General features: G+C 33.6%; 25 protein-coding genes. 11 read left to right on the top strand and 14 right to left on the bottom strand.

Features of this window, described 5'->3' with window-relative positions; translation table 11 throughout:
• Positions 1-103: 103 nt before the first annotated feature.
• The 5 genes from truB to B8963_RS05925 all read right to left on the bottom strand — a co-directional run bounded on the left by truB (position 104) and on the right by B8963_RS05925 (position 4734).
• Entirely contained in the window at positions 104-811 is a 708-nt protein-coding gene (gene truB, locus B8963_RS05905; protein ID WP_084060470.1) for a tRNA pseudouridine(55) synthase TruB, read from the bottom strand.
• Positions 811-1596: an undecaprenyl-diphosphate phosphatase gene (locus B8963_RS05910; protein WP_084060471.1), complete on the bottom strand. Its 786-nt coding sequence runs from the start codon at positions 1594-1596 to the stop codon at positions 811-813. Before B8963_RS05910 ends, truB begins: the two co-directional genes overlap by 1 nt.
• A gap of 3 nt (positions 1597-1599) precedes the next feature.
• Positions 1600-1860 carry a DUF3098 domain-containing protein gene (locus tag B8963_RS05915; RefSeq protein WP_084060472.1) on the bottom strand — a complete coding sequence of 87 codons (261 nt, stop codon included), beginning with the start codon at positions 1858-1860 and terminating at the stop codon, positions 1600-1602.
• 9 nt (positions 1861-1869) lie between these two features.
• On the bottom strand, positions 1870-2748 hold the full coding sequence (locus B8963_RS05920) for a cell division protein FtsX (RefSeq protein ID WP_084060473.1): 879 nt from the start codon (positions 2746-2748) through the stop codon (positions 1870-1872).
• A gap of 108 nt (positions 2749-2856) precedes the next feature.
• Positions 2857-4734, bottom strand: coding sequence for a T9SS type B sorting domain-containing protein (locus B8963_RS05925; protein ID WP_084060474.1), 1878 nt, complete (start codon positions 4732-4734; stop codon positions 2857-2859).
• A gap of 159 nt (positions 4735-4893) precedes the next feature.
• Here B8963_RS05925 and B8963_RS05930 point away from each other — a divergent pair, with 159 nt between their 5' ends.
• The 3 genes from B8963_RS05930 (at position 4894) to B8963_RS05940 (ending at position 10212) form a co-directional block, all read left to right on the top strand.
• Complete coding sequence (locus B8963_RS05930) at positions 4894-7863, top strand: leucine--tRNA ligase (protein WP_084060475.1); 2970 nt, start codon at positions 4894-4896, stop codon at positions 7861-7863.
• A 423-nt stretch (positions 7864-8286) separates the two neighbouring features.
• A complete protein-coding gene (gene ald / locus B8963_RS05935) occupies positions 8287-9378 on the top strand; it encodes an alanine dehydrogenase (RefSeq protein WP_084060476.1) in 1092 nt (363 codons plus the stop codon).
• A gap of 135 nt (positions 9379-9513) precedes the next feature.
• Positions 9514-10212: a zinc metallopeptidase gene (locus B8963_RS05940; RefSeq protein ID WP_084060477.1), complete on the top strand. Its 699-nt coding sequence runs from the start codon at positions 9514-9516 to the stop codon at positions 10210-10212.
• A 58-nt stretch (positions 10213-10270) separates the two neighbouring features.
• On the opposite strand, the gene B8963_RS05945 is transcribed toward B8963_RS05940, so the two are convergent.
• Together B8963_RS05945 and B8963_RS05950 are read right to left on the bottom strand one after the other, a co-directional pair.
• Positions 10271-10741: an Lrp/AsnC ligand binding domain-containing protein gene (locus B8963_RS05945; protein ID WP_084060478.1), complete on the bottom strand. Its 471-nt coding sequence runs from the start codon at positions 10739-10741 to the stop codon at positions 10271-10273.
• A gap of 48 nt (positions 10742-10789) precedes the next feature.
• The gene (locus B8963_RS05950; protein WP_084060479.1) at positions 10790-12163 is read right to left on the bottom strand and encodes a saccharopine dehydrogenase family protein; all 1374 of its coding nucleotides are present in this window, start codon (positions 12161-12163) and stop codon (positions 10790-10792) included.
• Between the two features lie 72 nt (positions 12164-12235).
• Between B8963_RS05950 and B8963_RS05955 the strand changes: the two genes are divergently transcribed.
• Both B8963_RS05955 and pckA read left to right on the top strand, forming a co-directional pair.
• Entirely contained in the window at positions 12236-12619 is a 384-nt protein-coding gene (locus B8963_RS05955) for a DUF423 domain-containing protein (protein ID WP_084060480.1), read from the top strand.
• A gap of 77 nt (positions 12620-12696) precedes the next feature.
• Complete coding sequence (gene pckA / locus B8963_RS05960; protein ID WP_084060481.1) at positions 12697-14304, top strand: phosphoenolpyruvate carboxykinase (ATP); 1608 nt, start codon at positions 12697-12699, stop codon at positions 14302-14304.
• Between the two features lie 62 nt (positions 14305-14366).
• Here pckA and B8963_RS05965 read toward each other — a convergent pair whose 3' ends face one another.
• The 3 genes from B8963_RS05965 to B8963_RS05975 are packed head-to-tail and all read right to left on the bottom strand — an operon-like array spanning position 14367 to position 17450.
• Positions 14367-15113 (bottom strand): uroporphyrinogen-III synthase, encoded by a 747-nt coding sequence (locus tag B8963_RS05965; protein ID WP_084060741.1) that lies wholly within the window; start codon positions 15111-15113, stop codon positions 14367-14369.
• A gap of 7 nt (positions 15114-15120) precedes the next feature.
• Complete coding sequence (locus tag B8963_RS05970; protein WP_084060482.1) at positions 15121-15780, bottom strand: DUF4271 domain-containing protein; 660 nt, start codon at positions 15778-15780, stop codon at positions 15121-15123.
• A gap of 2 nt (positions 15781-15782) precedes the next feature.
• A complete protein-coding gene (locus B8963_RS05975) occupies positions 15783-17450 on the bottom strand; it encodes an ArnT family glycosyltransferase (protein WP_084060483.1) in 1668 nt (555 codons plus the stop codon).
• A gap of 160 nt (positions 17451-17610) precedes the next feature.
• Between B8963_RS05975 and B8963_RS05980 the strand changes: the two genes are divergently transcribed.
• From B8963_RS05980 to B8963_RS05990, 3 genes are read left to right on the top strand one after another with little or no spacing between them, the layout of a single operon-like run.
• The gene (locus B8963_RS05980) at positions 17611-18345 is read left to right on the top strand and encodes a polyprenol monophosphomannose synthase (protein WP_084060484.1); all 735 of its coding nucleotides are present in this window, start codon (positions 17611-17613) and stop codon (positions 18343-18345) included.
• Positions 18342-19676 carry a dihydroorotase gene (locus B8963_RS05985; RefSeq protein WP_084060485.1) on the top strand — a complete coding sequence of 445 codons (1335 nt, stop codon included), beginning with the start codon at positions 18342-18344 and terminating at the stop codon, positions 19674-19676. Before B8963_RS05980 ends, B8963_RS05985 begins: the two co-directional genes overlap by 4 nt.
• Positions 19677-19679: 3 nt before the next feature.
• The gene (locus tag B8963_RS05990; protein ID WP_084060486.1) at positions 19680-20111 is read left to right on the top strand and encodes a DUF4296 domain-containing protein; all 432 of its coding nucleotides are present in this window, start codon (positions 19680-19682) and stop codon (positions 20109-20111) included.
• Here the strand turns inward: B8963_RS05990 and B8963_RS05995 are convergent, their stop codons facing one another.
• The gene (locus B8963_RS05995) at positions 20112-21116 is read right to left on the bottom strand and encodes an SDR family oxidoreductase (RefSeq protein ID WP_084060487.1); all 1005 of its coding nucleotides are present in this window, start codon (positions 21114-21116) and stop codon (positions 20112-20114) included. It lies immediately after the preceding gene.
• A gap of 100 nt (positions 21117-21216) precedes the next feature.
• Between B8963_RS05995 and tyrS the strand changes: the two genes are divergently transcribed.
• From tyrS to B8963_RS06010, 3 genes are read left to right on the top strand one after another with little or no spacing between them, the layout of a single operon-like run.
• The gene (gene tyrS / locus B8963_RS06000; protein WP_084060488.1) at positions 21217-22512 is read left to right on the top strand and encodes a tyrosine--tRNA ligase; all 1296 of its coding nucleotides are present in this window, start codon (positions 21217-21219) and stop codon (positions 22510-22512) included.
• Between the two features lie 48 nt (positions 22513-22560).
• Complete coding sequence (locus B8963_RS06005) at positions 22561-22983, top strand: hypothetical protein (RefSeq protein WP_143312477.1); 423 nt, start codon at positions 22561-22563, stop codon at positions 22981-22983.
• Positions 22984-22987: 4 nt separating this feature from the next.
• Entirely contained in the window at positions 22988-23383 is a 396-nt protein-coding gene (locus tag B8963_RS06010; RefSeq protein WP_084060490.1) for a hypothetical protein, read from the top strand.
• A gap of 4 nt (positions 23384-23387) precedes the next feature.
• On the opposite strand, the gene B8963_RS06015 is transcribed toward B8963_RS06010, so the two are convergent.
• From B8963_RS06015 to B8963_RS06025, 3 genes are all read right to left on the bottom strand, one after another.
• Positions 23388-24365, bottom strand: a complete 978-nt coding sequence (locus B8963_RS06015) for a LuxE/PaaK family acyltransferase (protein WP_084060491.1) — start codon at positions 24363-24365, stop codon at positions 23388-23390.
• A gap of 106 nt (positions 24366-24471) precedes the next feature.
• Positions 24472-24792, bottom strand: a complete 321-nt coding sequence (locus tag B8963_RS06020; RefSeq protein WP_084060492.1) for a T9SS type A sorting domain-containing protein — start codon at positions 24790-24792, stop codon at positions 24472-24474.
• A 242-nt stretch (positions 24793-25034) separates the two neighbouring features.
• Complete coding sequence (locus B8963_RS06025) at positions 25035-25343, bottom strand: T9SS type A sorting domain-containing protein (RefSeq protein ID WP_084060493.1); 309 nt, start codon at positions 25341-25343, stop codon at positions 25035-25037.
• Positions 25344-25351 lie beyond the last annotated feature (8 nt).

Consider the following 25351-nt stretch of genomic DNA (forward strand, 5'->3'; position numbering starts at 1 on the left):
TAATAATGAAAGTTGATTTCGATTTAAATTCATATTCCTAATAACCACTTTTTTAGAATATTATTTTATCTAATCGTTGAACGGCAACGAAAACTTTAATTTTCTAAAGATTTTCTTTAGAATTTAGATTTAGCAATTTATTAAATGCTTCTGTGGTTATTGCATTATTTACGTTAAAATCACCTATTTTGGTTCTTCTAAGTGATGATAAATGTGCTCCGGAGCCTAGCGCCAATCCAAAATCGTGCGCAAGTGAGCGTATATAGGTGCCTTTGCTACAGGTTACACGAAATGATATTATATTATTTTGAATCGAAGTAATGTCGAAAGCTGTGATGGTTATTAGTCGTTTTTTAATTTCAACTTCTTTGCCTTCTCTGGCATATTCATAAAGTCGTTTACCATCCTTTTTTAGTGCAGAAAAAATGGGAGGTGCTTGTGCTATTTCCCCAATAAATTGCTTGGTTGTTTCTACAATTAATGCCTCGGTAATATGGTCAGTAGGGAAAGTTTCATTTACCTCGGTTTCTAAATCATATGAAGGGGTTGTGCTGCCAATAGTTATTGTTCCGGTGTATTCTTTGGCTTGACCTTGTAATTCATTAATGGTCTTTGTAGATTTTCCTGTACAAATTAGCAATAAACCAGTGGCTAACGGATCTAAAGTTCCTGCATGACCTACTTTTATTTTTTTGAGTTCAAATTTGCGTCGAATACTCCATTTTATAGAATTTACCGCCTGAAACGAAGACCAACCTAATGGTTTGTCTATTAAAAGCGTTTGTCCTTCTAGAAAATCTTCTTTAGTCACTAAATAACGGTTAAAGGGTGCACAAAATAGTGAATGGCCAAAATGGCTAATCCAACGATAATTCTATAGTATCCAAACATTTTAAAGCCATGTTTGCTTAAGTATCCAATAAAGGTTTTTATGGCAAGAAGGGCTACAAGAAAACCAACCACATTACCTATAATTAAAAAATTAATTTGTTCATCGGTTAGGGTAAAACCAGCTTTATAATAGTCATAACTTTTTTTCAAGGTTGCCCCCAACATAGTAGGTACGGCTAAAAAGAATGAAAATTCTGCCGCTGCAGTTCTGGAAAGTTTTTGAGACATACCGCCAACAATACTTGCACCACTTCTCGATACACCTGGGATCATGGCTAAACATTGAAAAAAACCAATTTTCAATGCCGTCAAATAGCTGATTTCGGTATTCTCAGAATTACCAAACCAATCGTCTACTTTTAGTAATATAAATCCGCCAATAACCAATGATATGGCTACCGTAATGGGGTTTTCTAAAAGAGAATCAATCACATCGCTCAAAAGTAAACCTAAGATTACCGCTGGGATAAAAGCTACTAAAAGCTTTAAATAAAAATCAACACTTTGAAAAAATCGTTTAAAATATAATACCACAACCGATAGTATTGTGCCTAACTGGATTACAATGGTAAATAGTTTGGTAAATTCTTCTTGTGCAATACCAAAAAATGATGATGCAATTATCATGTGGCCTGTAGATGAAACAGGCAAATATTCGGTTATTCCTTCAATAATAGCAAGGATAATGGCTTCTAGTAAATTCAATGGTTATTTTTTCTTATTAGGGTTTAACAAAATTGCATAGATTTCTATTCCTAAACCTATAAGTACTAAAGTAGGGGCCAATCGTATTCTTCTAAAATTGTAAATTTCTTCGTTAAATACATTTGGGTCATCACTACCTCCACCACTCATAAGTATAAAACCTAAAGCAATAAAAGCTAAACCTATAAACATGAATAAGTAGTTCTTTTTTTGAAAAAGAAATTCTTTTGAGCTTGTATCTGTGTTGTTATTTTTATTAGCCATGCCGCAAATTTAATAATATAATTCGTCAGTTCTTAGATTTAAAAAACGTTGTGTAGCAAAATAGGTGCTGATAAGTGAAATGAATATTCCTAAAACAAAAACACTGGCAAATAGGATTAAAAGAATAATAGGATCTTCTGTTAAGCCTAGTTCTGGGAAGTTATCATTTATATAATACAACACACCACCAAGGCACATCATTGCTATAACGGATCCTAACACTCCTAATTTCAGATTAGTCCATATAAATGGCCTGCGAATAAATACTTTTGTTGCGCCAACCATTTGCATGGTTTTAATGATAAATCTTTTAGAATAGATAGATAATCTAATGGAGCTGTTGATTAAAAGCACAGCAATAAATGTAAATACGCCACTGGCAACTAAAATCCAAAGACTTATTTTCTTTACATTATCATTTAATAAACCTATTAGAGGTTTGTCATAACTTACTTCATCAACATAACCTTTGGAGTTAATCTCTTTGGCTATTTCCTCTAATTGGTCTGGAGTTACAAAATCTGCATTTAATTGCACATCTATGGAATTTTTCAAAGGATTATAGCCTAAAAAATCTTGAAAATTTTCACCAATGTCTTCGCTATGTTTCTCTGCAGCTTCTTCCTTAGATACATAAGTTGCAGATTTGGTGTATTCGGCCATCGCCAAACTTTTTTGAAGTTGATCTACTTCAACCTGTTTGGCATTATCCTTAAGGAATACAGAAATGGTTATTTGTTCTTTAAAATGATCTGCCATTTTTTTGGTATTTAAGACCAATAGCCCTAAAACACCTAATAAAAAAAGAACTAAACTAATACTTAAAACCACCGAGAAGTAGCTAGATATTAATTTACGTTTTTGATAGCGTTCGAAAGATTTACTCATAATTGATGAAAACGTTGTGTAAAAATAGGAAAGTATATCTAATATAAAACCCCTCTTAACACTTTGCTATGTTTTAATGTTGGTATTTTCATTAAAAATGCGAAAAACCTATCTTTTTAGTGCAAAATGTCCCTTATATGTAGTGCCATCAACCTGTATCACATACCAATAATCATCTGCGGGTAAATTTTTATTATTAAAAGTCCCATCCCATTCTACAGTAGAATTTGAAAAGTTTTTTAATAGCTTACCATACCGGTCAAAGATATTAACTTCAAAATTAGTGTAGAATTCTAATCCACCAATATCAAAACGATCATTGGTGCCATCACCATTAGGTGTAAAAAATTTAGGAATTACAAAATGAATATAAAGTAATGTAGCTATTCCACAACCGCTTTTTTCTCTTACGTATATGGTGTATATTCCGCCTTCTATATTTAAAAAGAGTCCACTATCCTGATAATTAATGCCATTAATAGAATATTCAAAATTACCTACTTCATTTGCTAAGTTTATTTCAATATCGTAATCATTAGAATTTACCTCTTCTATTTTCGGAGTATCTATTTGTTTAAGTTGTATTGTTTTTGTGCTAGAACAGTTGGCACTATTGGTCACTGTAACGGTATAAATACCTTCTGTAGTAGTAAGTATAGTTTCAGTAGTTGCACCAGTATTCCATAAATAGCTTACGTTTTGCACATTGGCAGATAAAAGTGCATTTTCATTCTCGCAAAAGGTTAAATTTTCATCTATAACAACGGGTAAATCTATAAACTGAATGGTTACCGCAGTTCTACCTGCTGATGGGCAATCTCTTAGAAGGGTACGAGCTTCGGCATAATATGTGCCAGGTGTAGTGGGATGATACTCCAGGCTTTTTTCTGATAGTAAATTTCCGCCAGTTGGGGCATCATACCAATTTATAGTTGCAAAATTTGGGACACTTGCACTAACCGTTTTAGTTTCGTTTACGCAGGCTTGTACATCACCATTACTCAAAGGATTGCTAGGTTGAGCAATAATAAGAATATCAAATATTTCAGATACTGTGCTGCAAAGTTGATTGGCAAGATTTACCGCATCTTCTGCTACTTTTACACGATAATAAGAGGTTGCTAGTAGAGGTGGTGTGGCATAGTTTTGAGTTGTAGCACCAGGAATATCTGTCCAATTAATGCCATCCGAGCTTTCTTGCCATTGGTAGGCATGGGTAGCGTAAATAGAAAAATCGGGCGATGCAGTTATTGTCGTTGAAACCGCTCCATTCACTTGGCATGCTTCAATATTAGTTCGGTTCTGATTGTCTTGAATATCAATATAATCACCACAAGTTCTAAAAACAATATCATCAATAGCTAAATCATTGCCGCAACCACCAGGTCCGTTATTAATCATTTTTAAAATTACAGAAGTTTGCCCTGGCACGGTTTGAAAAACAAGGCCGTATTGTTCCCATATCGGCGATGTTCTATTGGGAATGTTTCCAGTGTCTCCAGTAGCCAATAAATTAGTATCAGTGGCATCCCAAATTTGAAACTTTACATTTATAGGTATACCACCTCCATTACAACTTCCGGCAGGAAGAAGATTTATTAACCATGATGAAAATTCATATGAGGTATTTTCACATAGCCCTGTTACAGTTCTCCTATAAAACTCTCCGGGTGTAAAATCTGCATTTACAACTAAAGATTTTCCATTAGTATCATTAGGGGTGTGATCTGCGCTATCATGCCAATTGTAAAAATTTGTTCTGTTTGATATGGTGTAACTCCCATCATTTGGAGTGCCATTTGTAAAAGTATATGTGGTTATTCCTGCTGCCAACGCAGGGCCCGCTGTAGTTCCTGAACCGAAAGTTTCGGTAAAAATAGGATCACCAGAATTGCCAGTGCAAAAGCCTAACTGAGCATTTCCAGAGTGAATAGATAGCCCTAAAACAAAAAAGTTTAGAATAAGTATTTTACAAATAGTGTTCACGTTTTAGAGATATGTTTTTTAGTGAATAGAATAATTATTTTATCGCTGATGTTTCTTTTTTGAAAGTTGAAGGTAAGCTAACATAATCTTTCCCCTTTCCCATAATAAACTTATTTTTGCAGCGCATTAGAACCGAATGGGTTTAAACAATTTTTTATAATGAACTACGATTTCACAGAGATTGAAGCCAAATGGCAGAAATATTGGGCAGTAAACCAAACATTTAAAGCAGTAAATAATTCTGATAAAGAAAAATTTTACGTGTTAGATATGTTTCCTTATCCTTCGGGTGCAGGCTTGCATGTTGGCCATCCGTTAGGGTATATCGCTAGTGATATTTATGCGCGGTACAAGAGACATAAGGGATTTAATGTATTGCATCCAATGGGGTATGATTCTTTTGGCTTGCCAGCAGAACAATATGCCATCCAAACTGGACAACATCCTGCAATAACTACTGAAACCAATATTGCCAGATATAGAGAGCAATTAGATAAAATTGGTTTCTCTTTTGATTGGAGTCGCGAAGTACGTACTTCTAATCCTGATTATTATAAATGGACACAGTGGATTTTTATTCAACTGTTCAATTCGTGGTATAACAACGATTCTAATAAAGCAGAAGACATTGCTACTTTAGTTTCAATTTTTGAAAAAGAGGGTAATGAAACTGTAAATGCAGTTTCTGATGAAGATATTGTAGCTTTTACAGCAGAAGAGTGGAAAGCTTTTGATACAAAAAAGCAACAAGAAATTCTTTTGCAATACAGACTTACCTATTTAGCAGATACTGAGGTAAACTGGTGTCCGGCTTTAGGTACGGTATTGGCTAATGATGAAATCGTAAATGGAGTTTCAGAACGAGGTGGTCACCCTGTTATTCGTAAAAAAATGACACAGTGGAGTATGCGAATTTCTGCATACGCACAACGTTTGTTAGATGATTTAGCTACCATAGATTGGCCACAACCATTAAAAGATTCGCAAACCAATTGGATTGGGAGAAGTCAAGGAGCTTCAGCGGTCTTCAAAGTTAAGGGTCACGATGCCGTTATTGATGTATTTACAACGAGACCCGACACCATTTTTGGAGTTTCATTTATGACTTTAGCGCCAGAGCATGAATTGGTGTCTAAAATTACAACTCCAGAGCAGAAAGCTGAGGTTGAGGCTTATATAGAAGCTACTGCAAAACGTAGCGAGCGTGAGCGTATGGCTGACGTTAAAACTATTTCAGGGGTGTTTACAGGTGCTTTTGCCGAACATCCTTTCACGAAAGAACCAATTCCTATCTGGATTGGCGATTATGTGCTGGCAGGTTATGGTACAGGAGCTGTAATGGCAGTGCCTTGTGGCGATCAGCGCGATTATGATTTTGCGAAGCATTTTAACATTCCAATTCCTAATATTTTTGAAGGTGTAGATATTTCTGAAGAAGCATTTGCTGATAAAGAAAAAACGATAATTACAAATTCTGATTTCTTAAATGGCTTGCCTTATAAGAAAGCGATGAAATTAGCCATTTACGAACTGGAAAAAATAGGACAAGGGAAGGGGAAAATCAACTACCGTTTGCGTGATGCTGTTTTTAGCCGTCAACGTTATTGGGGTGAGCCGTTCCCGGTATATTATGTTGATGGAATGCCACAAATGATAGATGCTAAGCATTTACCTATTGCATTACCTGAAGTTGAAAAATACTTGCCAACCGAAACAGGCGAGCCACCATTAGGGAATGCTACCGTTTGGGCTTGGGACACGGTTTCTAACAGCGTTGTAGATAACAGTAAGATAAATAACACCACCGTGTGGCCTTTAGAATTAAATACCATGCCAGGTTGGGCGGGAAGTAGTTTCTACTTTAACCGATACATGGACCCAAATAATGAGAATGAAATATTCTCAAAAACAGCGATAGACTATTGGCAAGATGTAGATTTATACATTGGTGGTAGCGAGCACGCTACAGGGCACTTATTATACGCGCGTTTTTGGCAAAAATTCTTGTTTGATAAAGGTGTTGTGCCTAAAAACGAGTTTGCTAAAAAACTGATCAACCAAGGGATGATTACGGGTACGAGTGCTTTTGTTTATGGTTTTGGTGTAGGGGTTAAAAATATAGATGAAAATAAGGGGGTAGTAAAACTTCAAAGATATATTGTCCCGAAATATTCATTTGACAAAGCTGTAAAAGGAGATTTTGATGATTTAATGTTAAGCGTTGTAGAAAAAGAGCTTTCTAGATTCAAAGAAGTTGGAAATATTGATGTTGAATGGGATAAAAGTTTATCTGCTTTAACTCCTCTTCATGTTGATGTTAATTTCATTGATGCGTCAAATGTTTTAGATAAAGAATTATTATTAAATGACATAAAGTACTCTGATTTAGAATTTGTTTCTGAGAATGAATACATTGTCGGCCGCGAGGTTGAAAAAATGTCTAAATCTAAATACAATGTGGTGAGTCCTGATAGTATTTGTGAAGAATATGGAGCAGATAGTTTACGTTTATACGAGATGTTTTTAGGGCCTTTGGAGCAGTCCAAACCTTGGAATACGGCTGGTATTACAGGAACACATGGTTTCCTTAAAAAATTATGGAAATTATATCACACTGGAGAAAATGGAGCATTTTATGTTACTAACTCCCCTCCTTTGGAGGGGTCGGGGGAGGCTTTAAAAACCTTGCATAAAACCATTAAAAAAGTAGAAGAAGATATTGAGAATTTCTCGTTCAACACTTCGGTATCGACTTTTATGATTGCAGTAAATGAACTTTCAGCTCAAAAATGTACCAGTAGAAGCATATTGGAGCAATTAATAATTTTAGTTTCGCCTTATGCACCACATATAGCAGAAGAACTATGGAATAAATTAGGGCATTCAGAATCTATTTCGACAGCCCCTTTTCCAAAGTTTGATGCATCGCATTTAGTAGAAAGTAGCAAAGAATATCCAGTTTCTTTTAATGGAAAAATGCGTTTTAAATTAGAACTTCCAATGGATTTTTCTAAAGATCAAATTGAAGAGGCAGTAATGTCTCACGAAAAAACAATAGAGCAATTAGCGGGTAGAGCACCTAAAAAAGTGATAATAGTTCCTGGAAAAATTATCAATATTGTAGGTTAACAAATAGAATATTTCAATCTATCGCTAAGATAGCGGTAGATTGGGATGTTTTCCCTCTAAAAATCTATATTTCTATTGCTAATAATTTAAGACTTTCTGTTATAATCTGAATTTAAAGCATCAATTTTATTATTTATACAAAACAAAGTATGTGTAATTGTTAAAAGTCTGAATTTTAGTCAATCTATAACAATTTGTGAGGTTTTTGTTTTTTTATTAAAACTATTTGTAGCAAATTTGATGCGACTAATTATAATTAAAATTGACATTGGTGAAATAATTTATTTTTCAAAAAATAACTTACCTAGCCATTGTCTTTTTTAGTTTTTATTCCTATCGAAATAAGCCGTAAATGTCTGTATTACAGATTTTTATTTATACGGCAAGTTTTATTTTAACTAAAAGTATTAATACATTAAGCAAATGAAAGTAGGTATTCCAAAAGAAATTAAAAATAACGAGAGTCGTGTAGGTATGACTCCAGGTGGAGTGTTTGAACTTATTAAAAATAATCACGAAGTATTTGTGCAATCATCGGCAGGTGAAAATAGTGGTTTTTTAGATGAGGCCTATGAAAATGCAGGTGCTGTTATTTTAAAAACAATTGAGGAGGTATACGCGGTTGCTGATATGATTGTTAAGGTAAAAGAGCCTATAGAAAAAGAGTATAGTCTTATTAAAAAAGGACAAATTGTATTTACCTATTTCCATTTTGCATCAAGCGAGCCTTTAACTAAAGCAATGATAGAGAGTGGCTCAATTTGTATTGCATATGAAACTGTAGAAGATAGAGACGGTGGTTTACCTTTATTAACGCCTATGTCTGAGGTAGCTGGTAGAATGTCTATTCAACAAGGAGCAAAATATTTAGAGAAACCTGTTAAAGGTCGTGGACTTTTATTAGGTGGAGTTCCTGGTGTTCCTCCAGGGAAAGTTTTAATTCTTGGTGCGGGGGTAGTTGGTATGCAAGCTGCTAAAATGGCATCTGGTTTAGGTGCGCAGGTTACTATTCTTGATATTGATATGAAACGTTTGCGTTATGCAAATGATGTTTTACCTTCTAACTGTACTACATTATTCTCAAACGAGTATAATATTAGAGAGCATGTGCAAACGCATGATTTAATTATTGGAGGTGTTTTACTAAAAGGTAAAAAAGCACCTAATTTAATTACGAGAGACATGCTTAAGACCATGAAATCTGGTGCTGTAATCGTAGATGTTGCTGTGGATCAAGGTGGTTGTGTTGAAACCACAAGACCTACTACCCACGAGGATCCTATTTATATTATTGATGATATTGTACATTATTCTGTAGCTAACATGCCAGGAGCAGTACCTTACACCTCTACTTTGGCACTTACTAATGTTACCACTAGTTATGCAGTTAAAATTGCAAACATGGGATGGAAAAAAGCTTTGGCTTCTGACCCAGGTTTACAAAAGGGATTAAACATTTCTGAAGGTGAAGTAGTGTATAAAGAAATTATAGAAGCTTTTGACTGGGTTTCATAATAAGATTCGAAATTAACATACTTAAAATCCTGACAAATTTTCCTATTTTTGAAAATAGAAAATTTGGCGGGATTTTTGCTTTCTAATAAATAGCAAAGTCATTATGCTTTGTTTTTAAAATTTAAAAATAAAACTATGTTTGGATATTATATATTAATTGGTGCTATTGCACTTGTAAGTTGGTTGGTTAGCAGCAAACTAAAAAGTAAGTTTGAGTTTTACTCAAAAGTACATTTGCGCAATGGAATGAGTGGAGCAGAAATTGCCGAGAAAATGTTAGCAGATCACGGTATTCGTGATGTAAAAGTAGTTTCAACTCCTGGTATGCTAACAGACCACTATAACCCAGCAAATAAAACGGTAAACTTGAGTGAGGGTGTTTACAATCAGCGTAATGCGTCGGCAGCAGCTGTGGCGGCACACGAATGTGGTCATGCGGTACAACATGCTACTGCATACGAATGGTTAACTATGCGTTCTAAATTAGTTCCTGTGGTTAGTGTAACTTCAAGCCTATCTACTTGGGTAGTTTTTGGTGGTTTAGCATTAGGAGCTGCAGCTGGAATAGGATTAGGTTATTATGTTGCCGTTGCTGGTTTAATTATGATGAGTTTGGCGACAATATTCAGTTTAGTAACATTGCCTGTGGAATATGATGCTAGTAATCGTGCATTAGCATGGTTAAAAAATAAAAACATTGTATCGCAAGAAGAGTACAAAGGATCAGAAGATGCATTAAAATGGGCAGCAAGAACGTATTTAGTTGCTGCTATTGGTTCTATTGCAACATTACTTTATTGGGCATTACAAGTTTTTGGCGGAAGTAGAGATTAAAATATTTTGATTTATAAATTAAAAAGCTCCTTTTAAAAGGAGCTTTTTTTTATGGCCATTAAATGGTAATTTGACGTTCTATTTGTTGATCTAGCGATATAAAAGTTTCTGTTCTAGATACTCCATCTATTTGCTGAATCTTATTATTTAGCACTTGCATAAGATGTTCGTTATCTCTGCAAAGTACTTTTATTAAAATAGACCAGTTTCCTGTTGTATAATGACATTCTAAAACTTCAGGGATTTGTTCTAAGGCTTTAACAGCTACGGGATTACTCATAGCTTTCTCCAAATAAATGCCCACATAGGCCATAGTAGAATATCCTAATACCTTTGGGTTTATCACAAATTTAGAACCTGCAATTAAACCTGAATTTTCAAGTTTGCGTAATCTTTGATGAATAGCCGCACCTGAAATTCCTATTTTTCTAGCTATTTCTAAAACAGGTTTTCGGGCATCAGTCATTAAAAAACGAAGGATCTTTTTGTCAATCCCGTCTATTTTGATGTTTTCCTTATCAGATTTCATTTAAACGATTTCAATTTCGCGCTAAATATAGCTAATTAGTTTTAATTGCTAACTAGCTACGGAGTCTGGATTATAACCTAAATAAGGAACCTCTGTTTCTTTAAATGTAATACCATAATGCTCTAATTCTGCCAGTACGGGATCATATACATTACTGCTTAAAGGAATTTGAACACCTGGCGTGGTAATTTTTTTATTTAAGATAAGTAAAGAAGTGACGGCAACAGGTAATCCTACTGTTTTAGACATGGCGGTATGCGAACGATCTTCGCCAATAACAACCATACTTGCATCTATCTGTTTTTTTACACCATTTAATTCATAGCCAAATTTATGGTACATGACAATCATATCTTTATCATCATCGGCTAAACTCCAGCTTTCTTCAAGAATGTTTTGAAGTATTTGAGCAGGTGTAGCATTTTTTAGTTTAATAATCCTTTTATTATCAAATAAATTAAGCTCTTGAAGCTTATCCCACATGATATCGTCTTGATCTATTTTAAGGTAATAGCGTAGTTTAAGTTCCACACTATCGGTTGGAGAATAGGGAAGAAATAAGTTGGTAAATTCTCTATTAGACATTCCTTCGGAATCCTCAATAGTATAGCTGTCATCGGTCATGCCCAATTGTACAAACATATTCCAAGCTTTAGAAAAACCAACCCTACGCATTGTTCCTCGATAGAGCGTTAGTATATCGGTAAGTCCATATGCTTCACGATATTTTAGAGAATCTCGGTTGGCGTAGACTTCAAACTTACCAAAGCCGTCTATATCCACAAATTCGGTTCTTCTAAATAATTTATGATAGGGAATGTATTTATAGGTGCCTTCTTGAATAAATTTAGCAGTGCCGCCTTGTCCAGCAATAACCACATTTCTTGGGTTCCAGGTAAATTTATAATTCCATAAGTTATTATCGCATTCTGGTGCAACAAGTCCGCCTGTGAACGACTCGAATAAAAGCATTTTTCCACCTTTTGCTTTTATTTTATTAATGATTTGAAGGGCACTCATATGGTCGATTCCTGGGTCGAGACCTACCTCATTCATAAAAATTAAGCCCTTCTTTTTAGCTTCTTTATCTAATAGTTTTATCTCGTCACTAACATAGGAAGCGGTAACTAAATGTTTTTCAAATTGAATACAATCCTTTGCAACGGTCATATGCAATCCTGCCGGTAACATAGATACTACAAGATCTATTTGTTGTACTAATTTTTGTCTTTCGGGCGTGTTTGAAATGTCTAAACCAACAACTTTAAAATTAGTATGTGTTTTAAATTTTTCTGGTATTCCTGCTGGGTTGAGATCAGCTATAATTACATAAAGTTGCTCTTCAATAGCTTTTTCTAAAAAATAATCTAATAAGTAAGAAGTAGATTTTCCAGCACCTACAACCAGTATTTTCCGCAACATAGTTTGTATCTTTAATATTGGTATTAAAATTACTCAATTGTTATATTTGTAAAAATAATAATCATTTTAGTTATGAACAAAACAATTTTCGCTACTGGGATCGTTTTTGGGACAGCGGCCGTTTTGCTTGGTGCTTTTGCTGCACATGGATTAAAAACTGTACTTGCCACTGATGCTTTAGAGTCGTTCAAAACAGGTGCAACATATCAAATGTATCATGCTATAATATTACTTGTTTTAGCCAATACTGCAATTTCAGATCAGCGCAAAAAAGTTATTTATTGGGTGTATACCTTGGGGATTATATTCTTTTCATTTTCTATTTATTTGTTGGCAACAAGCGCCGTAAGTGGATTAAATTTTAAATCAATTGCTTTCGTTACACCAATAGGAGGATTGCTATTAATTATAGGGTGGGTATTATTCGGATTTTACTATTTAAAAGAAAATAAATAGATATTAGCGAAAAAAATACCATATGAATTATAATTTTGATAATTTTACCCCGTTAAAACTAACAAATCATTTATAGTATGGACAAAGTAGCGAAAACGATTTCGTTAAAAAAGTATGGTATCGACACAGCAAATGTACATTACCAATTATCACCGAATGAGTTGCATAAAATTACCTTAGAAAAAGGAATGGGTAAAGAAGCGTCCTCTGGGGCTTTGGCAGTAAATACAGGTGAGTTTACTGGAAGATCACCGCTGGATAGGTTTATCGTAAAAGATGCAGTAACGGATGATAAAGTATGGTGGGGAAATGTTAATATTCCCTTTGAGCCAAAAGCTTTTGACGCTTTGTATGATAAAGTAACAAATTACCTTACTAATAAGGATGTTTATGTTCGTGATAGTTTTGCCTGTGCCGATAAGGATTACAGATTAAACATTCGAGTGATAAATGAATATCCATGGTCAAATATGTTTGCCGATAACATGTTTTTAAGGCCTACAAAGAGTGAGCTGCAAGATTTTGATCCGGAATGGTTAATTGTAAATGCGCCTGGTTTTATGGCCGACGCTAAAGTAGATGGTACGCGCCAGCATAATTTTGCCATATTAAACTTTACTAGAAAAATTGCTTTAATTGGCGGAACAGGATATACAGGAGAAATTAAAAAAGGAATTTTCTCTGCTTTAAATTTTATACTACCAGTTTATAAAAACACACTACCAATGCATTGCTCTGCCAATGTTGGAAAAGATGGCGATACAGCCATATTCTTTGGTTTATCTGGAACGGGTAAAACTACCTTATCTGCTGATCCAAATAGAAGATTAATTGGTGATGACGAACACGGTTGGACCAAAGAAAATACGGTTTTTAATTTTGAAGGTGGTTGCTATGCAAAAGTAATTAACCTGTCAGAAGAAAATGAACCAGAAATTTACGGGGCAATTAAAAAGGGTGCACTATTAGAAAATGTTGTTTTGGATGCTAGTGGCAATGTAGATTTTGCCGATACTTCTATTACTCAAAATACAAGAGTTAGTTACCCGATTGATCATATTGCAAACATTCAAGTACCATCAATAGGAAAAAATCCAAAGAATATTTTCTTTCTAACAGCTGATGCTTTTGGTGTTTTACCTCCAATATCTAAGTTAACACCTAGCCAAGCAGCATATCATTTTATATCTGGGTATACGGCTAAAGTAGCAGGTACAGAAGCAGGTATTGTTGAGCCAACGCCTAATTTTTCTGCTTGTTTTGGAGCGCCGTTTATGCCTTTGCATCCAACGGTGTATGCTGAGATGCTGAGTAAAAAAATGAAAGAAGCTGGTGTAAATGTATGGCTAGTGAATACAGGTTGGACTGGCGGCCCTTATGGAATTGGTACGCGTATGAAATTGAAGTATACTCGTGCAATGATTACAGCTGCATTGAATGGAGATTTAGGCTTATATTCTTATGATAAATACCATATCCATTCTGTTTTCGGTGTTGCACAACCTAGAGAATGTCCTGGAGTGCCAACAGAGGTTTTAAGTCCTAGATCTACTTGGAATGATGATGAAAAGTATTATACTACAGCATTTAAACTATCTAATGCCTTTAGGGAAAATTTTAAAAAGTTCGAATCTTTTGCAAATGAAGAAATAAGACGAGGTGGACCACAACGGTATGCCTTTTAAGAATAAAAAAAGCCTCGCATTGCGAGGCTTTTTTATTGTGTGTAACTACAAAAGTTTGTTACTTATTTTTTGTTAATTGTGGTAATGTATTTCTGAAGCGCCATAGTCATGGATGGTGTTTCAGGTGTTGGAGCCTTAATGTCTATTCGTAATCCAGCTTCAGTAGCTGCATTTATTGTAGAATTTCCAAAAACTGCAATGCGCGTATCGTTTTGTTTAAAATCTGGGAAGTTCTTTAAAAGTGACTCTATTCCAGATGGGCTAAAGAATACAAGAATATCATAATACACATCTTTTAAATCAGATAAGTCGCTAACGACCGTCTTATAAAATATACCTCTAGTCCAATTCACACCTAAAGCATCTAAAGTTTCAGGAACAATTGGTTTTAATACATCAGAAGATGGTAATAAGAATTTTTCGTCTTTATACTTTTTGAATAGTGCATTTAAGTCTTGAAAATTCATTTTACCAACGTAAATTTTACGTTTTCTGTACACTACGTACTTCTGCAAATAAAAAGCTACTGCTTCTGACTGGCAAAAGTATTTCATGGTATCTGGCACTTTAAAACGCATTTCTTCTGCAATTCTAAAGAAGTGATCTACCGAGTTTCTACTGGTAAGAATTATAGCAGTAAAATTATGTAAGTCAATTTTTTGTTGTCTTACACTTTTTGCATCTACACCTTCTACATGAATAAAAGGTCTGAAGTCTACTTTTACCTTTTCCTTATCAATAAGTCGAGAATATGGAGAGTTTTCCATCTTCGGTTCTGGTTGAGAAACCAAAATCGTTTTTACTTTCATAGTCATATTAGTCTTTAAAGTAATCTCCAAGTAACACAATGGGTGTTATTTCGAGAGCGCAAAGGTACAAAATAAAATAGAAAAAATTATTCGCAATTAATTTTTGATAATTTCGTATCACAACCACCCATCCAATCATATTTATAATAAAAAACAATGCAAAACTTATGTAAACTACGGTCTTTGAATCTTTTATGACATAGGTTAATAAAATATTGGCAAATAGTAAAACAAATCCACTGTAGTTTAGGTAGGCTATATTTTTAAACAGAAATTCGGATATCGTATCGGTAATATTAAAAACAAAGGCATTGCTTAAATTCAATATAATTTTTATCATAAAAAAGAGCAAAACCATTCCTAAAATGCCAAAATATAGATTGGCTGATTTAGTGGCATTAGAAATATGAAAAATGCTATCTATATAATAAACAAACAATGCAAAATTTAACAACTGAAAAATGGACAAGAAAATGGTAAACCAATGTGATAGTTTGTCTTTCTTATTGTACATAAATATGTACTTGTTATTAAAGGGTAGTATCATAAAATTTGAGAAACGATGATAGTACAAACTCTTCGCTAGTACGATTGAAATTATACTACAGCATAGAATAATAGTTATCCAGTCTATGTTTTGTGCCGCTCTGTAGAAAACTTCTTTCATAGTTATTCTGTTAGTTTAATATTATCGCCATTCATGCCTGGTTGTAAATTGTTTTCTGAAATAGCAATTTTAAAATACCCAGGATTTTTCATGGTATACTTTGGCATTTTAAAGGTGTAGGTAAGCGTGTCCTTGGGCTTTAAAATTTGCTGTAAAGTATTTACCTTAGAAACTGCTATAGGTACTACTTCTTCTGGTCGTTTATAATGATTGTGGTAAGCAACATAAAATTTTAATTTGTTTACATCTATATCAAAATCATACGGATTAAATACCTTAAATTCTATTGTTTCTTGAGAGTTTAAAGGAATTTCTTTTTTGTCAAGTAGTACTCTTAATTTTCGGAACGACTCAAAATTATCTTTATAAACTCCAAATCCAGTTTTTTGTTTTGGTAAATTTAATGGGTAATCTCCATCTAATAAATATTGAGATACATATAATATTTTTTTATGTTGAACCTTTGCCTCAGAATCATCTATGGAGTATTGATTTCTGCGGTACATGACATTGTTTAGCGAAAAAGAGGTGTTGCCAGTGTAAAAAGCATACATGGGCGCATTTCGATATGAGTTTTCGAACACAACAGGAGTTTCTCCTGCTTTTTCGGAAATTGATAAAGCCCATTCTTTATTTCCATGCGACTCGTAATGCATTGGAGCTATTTGTTCAAAAACTAGAGCAAAACGCGCAAAGATTAATAGTGCAATATTTACTAAGCCCATTCTAAAAATCCACTTTCTGGCATTTTCATTTTCTAGCATATAGTTAAAAGCCAAAATAGTAAGCGTAATAGAAATAACAATTAACCACTGGGTTTGTATTCTTCTATTAAAACTAGATATAAAGAAGAAAATTAGTGTGCCATACGTAATGTATAACAGCGCTTTATTTAGTAAATCTGTATTTTTTGTTTTGATTAAAGCTTTGTAAATCCAAAAAAAAGTGAATCCAAAAAGCGCTAATAAATTAAGGAAAAATCCTATAGTGTAATCATTAAAATCATAAGCTTTATTTGGTCTTTCAAACAAATGATATTTTACAGAGACAAAATCATTGTTAAACAACCATATTAAATGAGGAGCGTAACTTAGTAGGGCTACAAAAACGGCAAGCCAAGCATATTTATTAAAGACAAGTTTTATATTGGATAGTATAACAAAAACAATTACCAATACTGCATGGTATTTACTATACATTAAAGCGCTCATCAACAAGCCTAAGGCAATGGATAGTAACCATGTTGGTTGCGCAATAAACTTTTTATATATGTAAAGAAAAAGTGCCGTAAAAAATAAAAATGGGGTATCTGGTAGCGTAAAAAACCCGTAGGCATTTAATAGGGTCATTGAAAATGTTAGCACAAAAAAATGTAATACATATTCATTTTTTTTAGGGTTATCTATTAATAACCATAGAAAATATAATGTGCCAACAGACAACACACAACTCATAAAACGAACGCCTAGTTCTCCAGTAAAAAACAAGCTGCTTATTTTTACCAATAATGCAACCATTGGAGGATGGTCAAAATATCCCCAAGCCATATTTTGGGCATAATGCCAATAGTAAGCTTCGTCAAAAATTAAATCGGTAAAATAACTTTGTAAAAGGTTAATTATAAAAACAAGTCCCAGTAGGTAGATAAAAAGTTTAGGCAGTTTAGGCATTCTTTTTTACACTTAATTTCCGCAAAATTACGAATTATAAGACATAGACCGCTAATTATATGAATTACCTCTTCAATATATTTAAAAAAATCATAAATGGGTTATGCGAATTTCTTTAGCATCATAAAAAAACTATTTTTGTACGTATAGAAATTTATAGATGATAGATAGTCTTGTAATTATTCCAACATTTAATGAAATTGAAAATATTGAGGCTATCATTCGTGTAGTTCTTAATCTAGAAAAAGAGTTTCATGTATTAATAGTTGATGATAATTCTCCTGATGGAACTGCAGATAAAGTTAGAGAACTCCAAAAAGAATTCTCTAGCAATTTATTTTTAGAGGTACGTAAAGAAAAAGCGGGTCTTGGAACGGCATATATTCATGGTTTTAGATGGGCCATCGAAAAAAAATATGATTATATTTTTGAAATGGATGCCGATTTTTCACATACTCCTGCAGACCTTATAAAATTATACCAAGCTTGTGTTAACGGTGCAGATTTATCTATCGGTTCTCGTTATATTAAAGGTGTTAATGTCGTAAATTGGCCTTTGCATCGGGTATTACTTTCCTATGGAGCGTCGTTTTATGTAAAAATAATTACAGGAATGAGGGTACATGACCCTACAGCAGGATTTATTTGTTATAAACGTAAAGTTTTAGAAACCATAGACCTTTCTGCTGTACATTTTGTAGGTTATGCTTTTCAAATAGAAATGAAGTTTAGAGCGTATTTAAACAAATTTAAAATTGTTGAGGTACCTATAGTGTTTACTGATAGAGTATTAGGGAAATCAAAAATGAATTCTTCCATTGTACGCGAAGCAATTTTTGGAGTAATTAAAATGAAATGGATGAGCTTTTTTCGAAAAAATAAATTTAAATCATGAGTAAGTATTTAATTAAGAATGGCACAATAGTTAATGAAAATACCATACAAGTTGCGGATATTCTTGTAGACAACAATGTAATACTCAAGATTGATAAGTCTATTTCAGATAGCAATGCCACCGTTATAGATGCTTCTGGAAAATATGTTTTTCCAGGTGTAATAGATGATCAGGTACATTTTAGAGAGCCAGGATTAACACAAAAAGGCACTATAGCCAGCGAAAGTAGAGCTGCTGTAGCAGGTGGAATTACCACCTATATGGAGCAGCCCAATACCAATCCACAGACGACAACAATAGAGAAACTGGAGGAAAAATTTGCCCTTGCCGCAAATAGCTCGTTTGCTAATTATTCCTTTTTATTTGGTGGTACTAACGATAATTTAGAAGAACTTAAAAAACTTGATAAGAATGCTTGTTCGGGTGTTAAGTTATTTTTAGGGTCTTCTACGGGAAATATGCTGGTAGATAATGAAGAAGTGATCGAGAAAATTTTTAGAAACACAGAAATGGTGATCTCTGCTCATTGTGAAGATGAAACGACCATAAAAAATAATTTAGCCAAGTATAAAGAGCAGTATGGAGATGATATTCCAACAAAATACCATCCCTTAATACGCAGTGCAGAAGCTTGTTATTTGTCTTCTTCAAAGGCTATTGCACTTGCCAAAAAAACCGGAGCTAGATTTCATGTATTTCATTTGTCAACAGGTATTGAAACTTCGCTATTCAGAAACGATATACCCTTAAAAGATAAAAAAATCACGGCAGAGGTTTGTTTGCATCATTTATGGTTTTCAGATGAAGATTATGCCTCTAAAGGGAACTTAATAAAATGGAATCCTGCAGTGAAAACAGCTGAGGATAGAGCACAACTATGGGAAGCTTTTTTAGATGATCGTATAGATGTTTTGGCTACTGATCATGCCCCTCATACGTTAGAAGAAAAAGATAATGTTTATACGAAAGCTCCCTCAGGAGGGCCATTGGTTCAGCATGCTTTACCGGCAATTTTAGAAAAATATCATCAAGGAAAAATAAGTTTAGAAAAAATTGTTGAGAAAATGTGCCATAATCCTGCTATCCTTTTTGAAATAGATAGAAGAGGATATATTCGTGAAGGATATTTTGCTGATTTGGTTTTGGTAGATTTAAAAAACTCTTGGACGGTAACAAAAGAAAATATTGCTTATAAATGCGGATGGTCTCCTTTTGAAGGCAATACTTTTAATTCTAAAATATCGCATACTTTTGTAAATGGTCATTTGGCTTACGAAAATGGAAATTTTTCAGAGAAAAGAAATGCCAAACGCCTTACATTTAATAGATAAATTATGAAATTTAAATGGGTTCTTTCGCTAGCGTTATTTATTGTTTCTATTTCTTGTGTTGAAAAAATAATAGATAAACCCGAAAATCTTATTTCTAAAGAAGAGATGGCTAAAATTTATTATGATTTAGCTATTGTTACAGCCGCAAAAAACACAAATAATAGTATTCTGAAAAAACATCATATAGAAGGTATGGATTACATCTATACCAAATACGGTATAGATAGCGTTCAGTTCGTCGAAAGCGACCTTTATTATGCGTCAAGACCAGAAATTTATAAAGAGATTTATGAAAATTCTGAGAAAAGAATAAAGGCAGATGTAAAAATGGCAGAGGAGAAAAAAGAGTTAAAAAGAAAACAAGATAGTATAGAGCGGGCAAGTAAGCCTAAAGAATTAGATAGTATTAAAATTGAACCAAAGAAAATAGATTAGTTAAGACTCTTCTTTAAATTTACGACAGCTAAAAGCAATTGTTTTATCTAGGGCTTCAAATTCATAATTAAAAGTTTCAACTAGTTTTTTATTGTTGTATACTTTGTTTTCACTAAGTGATTTTACCGTATTCCCTGTAATTTTCCTTTGTTTGTTTGTTAGCACACTTCTAATCCAGTCTAATCGTCTTAAAAGTTGTAACTGCCATAATTTCAATTCTTTAGTAGGACTAGCAATTTTAAGGTTTTCACAAATAGCATATAGAATTTCTTTATAGGTTTTATTCTCCGAGATTGCAATAAATCGTTCTTTGTCTATTGTAGAGTTCATTCCTAAAATAAGAAGTTTAACCACATCATTTACAGTAATAAATCCGGTTCCTCCCGGCGGATAATAGGAATATTCTTTTGCGGCAGATTTAAAAAAGAGTCCACTTCCTGAATTCCAAAAACCTGGACCTAAGATTACGCCAGGATTAAAAATAACCACAGGCAGCCCTTCTTGCGATCCTCGCCAAACCTCCATTTCTGCTTCATATTTTGTTAAAGCATATACATTGGCGTCTTTATTTGTCCATTCAGATTCTTCATTAACTATATCACTATGTAGCTCTTTGCCTGTAGTTGCTATGGAGCTGACATAAACTAGTTTTTTAATTTTAAAGGCAAGACATAGATTAACCATATTTGCGGTGCCTTCAGCATTAATTTTAAGCAATTTCGAATAATCCTTAGGATTAAAAGAGATTAATGCCGCACAGTGGTAAACCTGTGTGATGCCCTCAAAAGCTAATTCTAAAGCAGGAATATCATTAATGTCCGCAACTACCCACTCAATTTTTTGAAATTGCTTTGTGTAATCATCAGAATAATAGGAGAAGATTTGCGCTACTTTTTTCAAGTCGCTATCAGCTCTTCGAGTAGCCCTAACAACTGCTTCGGTTTTGGTTAATGTTACCAATAAATGGGCCCCAACTAAGCCAGTTCCTCCTGTTACTAAAATCATGGTTTAAAAATAAACAATCATTGTGGATTAATTCAATTTTTAGAACGGCTAAAACACCACATTCTTTTATATTTGCAGCAGTATTAATAAAAGCATTCTAATGAAAACCAATTTTGTAGCCGAATTACGATGGAGAGGCATGTTGCACGATGCAATGCCAGGTACCGAAGAACATTTAATGAACGAAATGCAATCGGCATATGTGGGGATAGACCCAACAGCAGATTCACTACATATTGGTCATTTAGTTGGGGTAATGATGTTACGCCATTTTCAATTAGCAGGGCACAAACCGTTTGCTTTAATAGGTGGAGCAACAGGAATGATAGGTGACCCTTCTGGTAAATCTGCCGAGCGTAATCTTTTAGATGAAAAAACTTTGCGTTACAATCAAGAAGCCTTAAAAGAGCAATTGTCACGTTTTTTAGATTTTAAAAGTGATGCAGAAAATGCTGCCATTCTGGTAAATAATTATGATTGGATGAAAGATTTTTCATTCTTGGCATTTATTCGTGATGTTGGTAAACACATTACTGTAAATTATATGATGTCTAAAGATTCTGTAAAAAAGAGACTATCCTCCGAAGCTAAAGAAGGAATGTCTTTTACAGAGTTTACCTACCAATTGGTTCAAGGATATGATTTTTTACATTTGTATAGAACGCACAATTGCACACTTCAGATGGGTGGTAGTGACCAATGGGGAAATATTACCACAGGTACTGAGTTAATTAGAAGAATAGGCGGAGGCAAAGGTTTTGCGCTAACTTGTCCTTTAATTACAAAAGCAGATGGTACCAAATTTGGTAAAACTGAAGGTGGTAATGTGTGGCTTGATGCTAACCGTACATCACCTTATAAATTTTACCAATACTGGTTAAATACGTCTGATGATGATGCGGAAAAGTATATAAAAATCTTTACTTTTTTAACTAAAGAAGAGATTGATAGCCTGATTGAGGAGCATAAACAAGCGCCACATTTGCGAGTATTGCAAAAGCGTTTAGCGGATGAAATAACCGTTATGGTACATTCTCAAGAAGAGTTAGATAATGCCATTGAAGCAAGTGAAATATTGTTTGGAAAATCTACAGCTGCCAATTTAAAAAAGCTTAACGAGAAAACTTTTTTAGATATTTTTGAAGGCGTACCGCAAGCAGAAATTTCTATGTCTGAAGTTGAGGAAGGTTTGGATATGATTGGCGCCCTATCTGCAAAAACAGGGTTTTTAGGCTCCAATGGAGAAGCTAGGAGAGAGCTAAAACAAAATTCAATTTCAGTTAACAAAGAAAAAGTTGGCGAAGATTATAGGATAACAAAAGAAGACTTAATCAATAATAAGTTTGTGCTTTTACAAAGAGGTAAGAAAAACTATTTTGTGCTTATTGTAAAATAGTTGCGCAACCTTAATAGCATAAATACATCTAAAAGTAAAAATCTATTCATGAGAATATTGTTCCTACTTTTAGGTGTTTTTTTAGTTTGTACTTCTTGTGCGAAATCAGAAGATGCTTTTTTTAACGAAACTTCGCAAAAATGGCTTTTGGTAAAAATGACAGGAAGTATTGTGTATTCTGAAACTACAGGAAAAGATATGGCTTGGCAAGAAAGCTTGATTTTTAATACTGACGGAACCTTTATTAAATCTAGAACAATCGAAGGTACAGAAAAAGAAGCGTTTGGTACATATGTAAAAAAGGACAATAAGGATTATTCTTATCTAGAGCTTGAGTATACTTCAGGCTCAGAATTAAAAGCAAGTTGTGGACAATCCGAAACGCTATCTATTATTGGAGGAAATCTATTGGTTGGGAGTTGGAACATTTGTGATGGCCCTAGATTAGAATACAAACAAAGTAACAAATAGAATTATGAAAAAAATACTCTTGTTTATCATTTTGATTGGTTTTATTTCATGTTCAGACAATAATGATGAATCTGCAATAGACAGTGCTTTAGAAGGTGAGTGGGTGCTTATAGATGTTCTTTGTTATTGCGCCTTTTCAGAGAATGTTGATTTTAGTACTCATAGGTTGGTTTTTGACACTAATACTAATGAAATAGTTATTAGTAATAATCCTGATAGGTCTTTTTTCTATGATGCTGGTACTTATAATTTTAGCAGTAATCAAGATAAAGTGCTTCAAATTGTGGGTTCAGATAAATCGTATGTATACGAAATAGATGGTGATGTTTTAAGTCTAACCTACGTTGATAATCCCATGATTGCAGATGATGAGGTAACTTATAAATATATTAAGAACTAAAGTTTCAAAGCAGCAATAAATTACATCCACGAATATCAGAATGATCAAAACGACCTAATATTTCAAAAGAATTGGTATTAAGTTGTTTTCCTAAATCTTGTGTAGCGATAAAGGAACAAGAGTTAATATTTGCAAGGTCTATAACATTTATACCGCCTGTTTTCCCTTTGGATTGGTAGCTTAATGCATCTTCTGTATCTCTAATAAGAATTTTCATCCATGGAGGGGTTTCAAAAATTCCATTGCCATTTGAGTAGGCTTGTGATAAAAGTTCTGTCATACCATATTCAGAATGAATGGTTTTAACTCCAAAACCTATTTTAAGGATATCATGTAGCTCTTCACGGATCATTTCTTTTCTACGTCCTTTCATGCCGCCTGTTTCCATAATGATGGTATGCTCCAGTGTTAAATTGTAATTTTCCACAAGATCTAATAGCGCAAAAGACACCCCTATGAGTAGTGTTTTAGTGCCTTTTTTGTCTAGGGTAACGAGTTTGTCGGTTAAGGATTTCGTGTCATTTAAATAAAATCCACTTTCAGGATGATTACTCTTTTTAATCAAGTCATCTACCATATAAATTAAAGAAGAACCTTTGCGTTCTAAATAAGAAGGTAATAATGCAAGGATGCAGTAGTCCGATATAGTGCCATAAAAATGCGTAAAACCTTTTAGATAACTTTCTTCATAAACGGCTAAATCGGTAACAAAATGCTTGCTGGTTTCGCTTCCGGTGGTTCCGCTACTAGTAAAGGTGATTTTTGGAGTGTGATTAGAAGAAACTATTTTTTTAGATTTAAAGAATTCTATTGGTAAAAATGGGATGTCTTCTAGTGTAATTACATTTTCAGGAGTTCTTTTTAAATAATTACAAAACTCCTGATAAATTTTGTTTTTCTTGTATTGTAACTGATATACTTCTAGTGCGATAGCATTAAAATCTTCTAGCGAATTTATATTAAAAATTTTCGAAGTATTCATAGGTGATGATCAAACAGCAAAGGTAAACATACTGTTGGTTCTACTAAAGCAAAAACTCCTTTTCAAAATATGAAAAGGAGTTTTTTTATCGGGAAATTTGGTTGGGTTATTTTACGACTAGCTTTCTGGTAGTACTTTTTCCGTTTTCTGTAACTTGTACAATATAAACGCCAGCATCTAATTTAGAAATATTAAGTTCTTTGTAGTTGGTGCTTTCTTTGAGCACTATCTCACCAAATAGATCATATACTAGAATGTCTTTATTGGCGTTATCTTTTGTAGTAATAAATACCACGTCATTATAGGTTGGATTAGGATAAAGTTTAAATCCAACAATCTCGTTGTTCTTAGTTTGACTATCTGCTGTTTCTTGTCCAGAAAGAGTAAAAGCAAATACCATAAGTAGGATAAAGTAGATTTTCTTCATAGTTTATTCGATTGGGATAACTTGAGGTAAAAGTAACAAAAGGGTTCACTGGAGTATATTAAATGTTGTGAAACACAAAATATTGTAGGTTAACTAAGATTTTTAACCTTTTATAGAAAAAGAATCCTTGTAAATCAATCTTTTAGATAGGTAGAAATAGAAGCTAATAGGCGCGTTTAACCCGAGTATCTATAGCAGGATTACTTATAGGAATAAAATGAAAGAATAGAGAAGTCTTGTTACTACTTTATAATTAGTTTTCGTGTAGCTACCTTATCTTTTTCAAAAACTCGAAGCACATAAATACCTGCATCTAATTCTGATAAATTAAGCTCACTTCCAAGAATAGTAGTTTCCATTACTTTGGTTCCAAGAACATCAAAAATAAGTACTTTTTTAGGAGCATTTAAGGTGGTAGTAATATTCACCTTTCCATTGGTTACAGGGTTAGGATATAATTGAAACCCTTGTATAACATCACTAGGTTGCTTTTCTTGAGCATAGCCAAGAGTTGCAATAAAGAAAATTAATACGAAGTAGATTTGTTTCATACGCTTAC

This window comes from Cellulophaga tyrosinoxydans, assembly GCF_900176415.1.
Taxonomy (GTDB): domain Bacteria; phylum Bacteroidota; class Bacteroidia; order Flavobacteriales; family Flavobacteriaceae; genus Cellulophaga; species Cellulophaga tyrosinoxydans.

Excerpts from the sequence above, each read along its gene's own strand:
- B8963_RS05915 (WP_084060472.1), bottom strand. The coding sequence starts at position 1,860 with ATGGCTAATAAAAATAACAACACAGATACAAGCTCAAAAGAATTTCTT.
- B8963_RS05920 (WP_084060473.1), bottom strand. The coding sequence starts at position 2,748 with ATGAGTAAATCTTTCGAACGCTATCAAAAACGTAAATTAATATCTAGC.
- B8963_RS05930 (WP_084060475.1), top strand. The coding sequence starts at position 4,894 with ATGAACTACGATTTCACAGAGATTGAAGCCAAATGGCAGAAATATTGG.
- ald (WP_084060476.1), top strand. The coding sequence starts at position 8,287 with ATGAAAGTAGGTATTCCAAAAGAAATTAAAAATAACGAGAGTCGTGTA.
- B8963_RS05940 (WP_084060477.1), top strand. The coding sequence starts at position 9,514 with ATGTTTGGATATTATATATTAATTGGTGCTATTGCACTTGTAAGTTGG.
- B8963_RS05945 (WP_084060478.1), bottom strand. The coding sequence starts at position 10,741 with ATGAAATCTGATAAGGAAAACATCAAAATAGACGGGATTGACAAAAAG.
- B8963_RS05950 (WP_084060479.1), bottom strand. The coding sequence starts at position 12,163 with ATGTTGCGGAAAATACTGGTTGTAGGTGCTGGAAAATCTACTTCTTAC.
- B8963_RS05955 (WP_084060480.1), top strand. The coding sequence starts at position 12,236 with ATGAACAAAACAATTTTCGCTACTGGGATCGTTTTTGGGACAGCGGCC.
- pckA (WP_084060481.1), top strand. The coding sequence starts at position 12,697 with ATGGACAAAGTAGCGAAAACGATTTCGTTAAAAAAGTATGGTATCGAC.
- B8963_RS05965 (WP_084060741.1), bottom strand. The coding sequence starts at position 15,113 with ATGAAAGTAAAAACGATTTTGGTTTCTCAACCAGAACCGAAGATGGAA.
- B8963_RS05970 (WP_084060482.1), bottom strand. The coding sequence starts at position 15,780 with ATGAAAGAAGTTTTCTACAGAGCGGCACAAAACATAGACTGGATAACT.
- B8963_RS05975 (WP_084060483.1), bottom strand. The coding sequence starts at position 17,450 with ATGCCTAAACTGCCTAAACTTTTTATCTACCTACTGGGACTTGTTTTT.
- B8963_RS05980 (WP_084060484.1), top strand. The coding sequence starts at position 17,611 with ATGATAGATAGTCTTGTAATTATTCCAACATTTAATGAAATTGAAAAT.
- B8963_RS05985 (WP_084060485.1), top strand. The coding sequence starts at position 18,342 with ATGAGTAAGTATTTAATTAAGAATGGCACAATAGTTAATGAAAATACC.
- B8963_RS05990 (WP_084060486.1), top strand. The coding sequence starts at position 19,680 with ATGAAATTTAAATGGGTTCTTTCGCTAGCGTTATTTATTGTTTCTATT.
- B8963_RS05995 (WP_084060487.1), bottom strand. The coding sequence starts at position 21,116 with ATGATTTTAGTAACAGGAGGAACTGGCTTAGTTGGGGCCCATTTATTG.
- tyrS (WP_084060488.1), top strand. The coding sequence starts at position 21,217 with ATGAAAACCAATTTTGTAGCCGAATTACGATGGAGAGGCATGTTGCAC.
- B8963_RS06005 (WP_143312477.1), top strand. The coding sequence starts at position 22,561 with ATGAGAATATTGTTCCTACTTTTAGGTGTTTTTTTAGTTTGTACTTCT.
- B8963_RS06010 (WP_084060490.1), top strand. The coding sequence starts at position 22,988 with ATGAAAAAAATACTCTTGTTTATCATTTTGATTGGTTTTATTTCATGT.
- B8963_RS06015 (WP_084060491.1), bottom strand. The coding sequence starts at position 24,365 with ATGAATACTTCGAAAATTTTTAATATAAATTCGCTAGAAGATTTTAAT.
- B8963_RS06020 (WP_084060492.1), bottom strand. The coding sequence starts at position 24,792 with ATGAAGAAAATCTACTTTATCCTACTTATGGTATTTGCTTTTACTCTT.
- B8963_RS06025 (WP_084060493.1), bottom strand. The coding sequence starts at position 25,343 with ATGAAACAAATCTACTTCGTATTAATTTTCTTTATTGCAACTCTTGGC.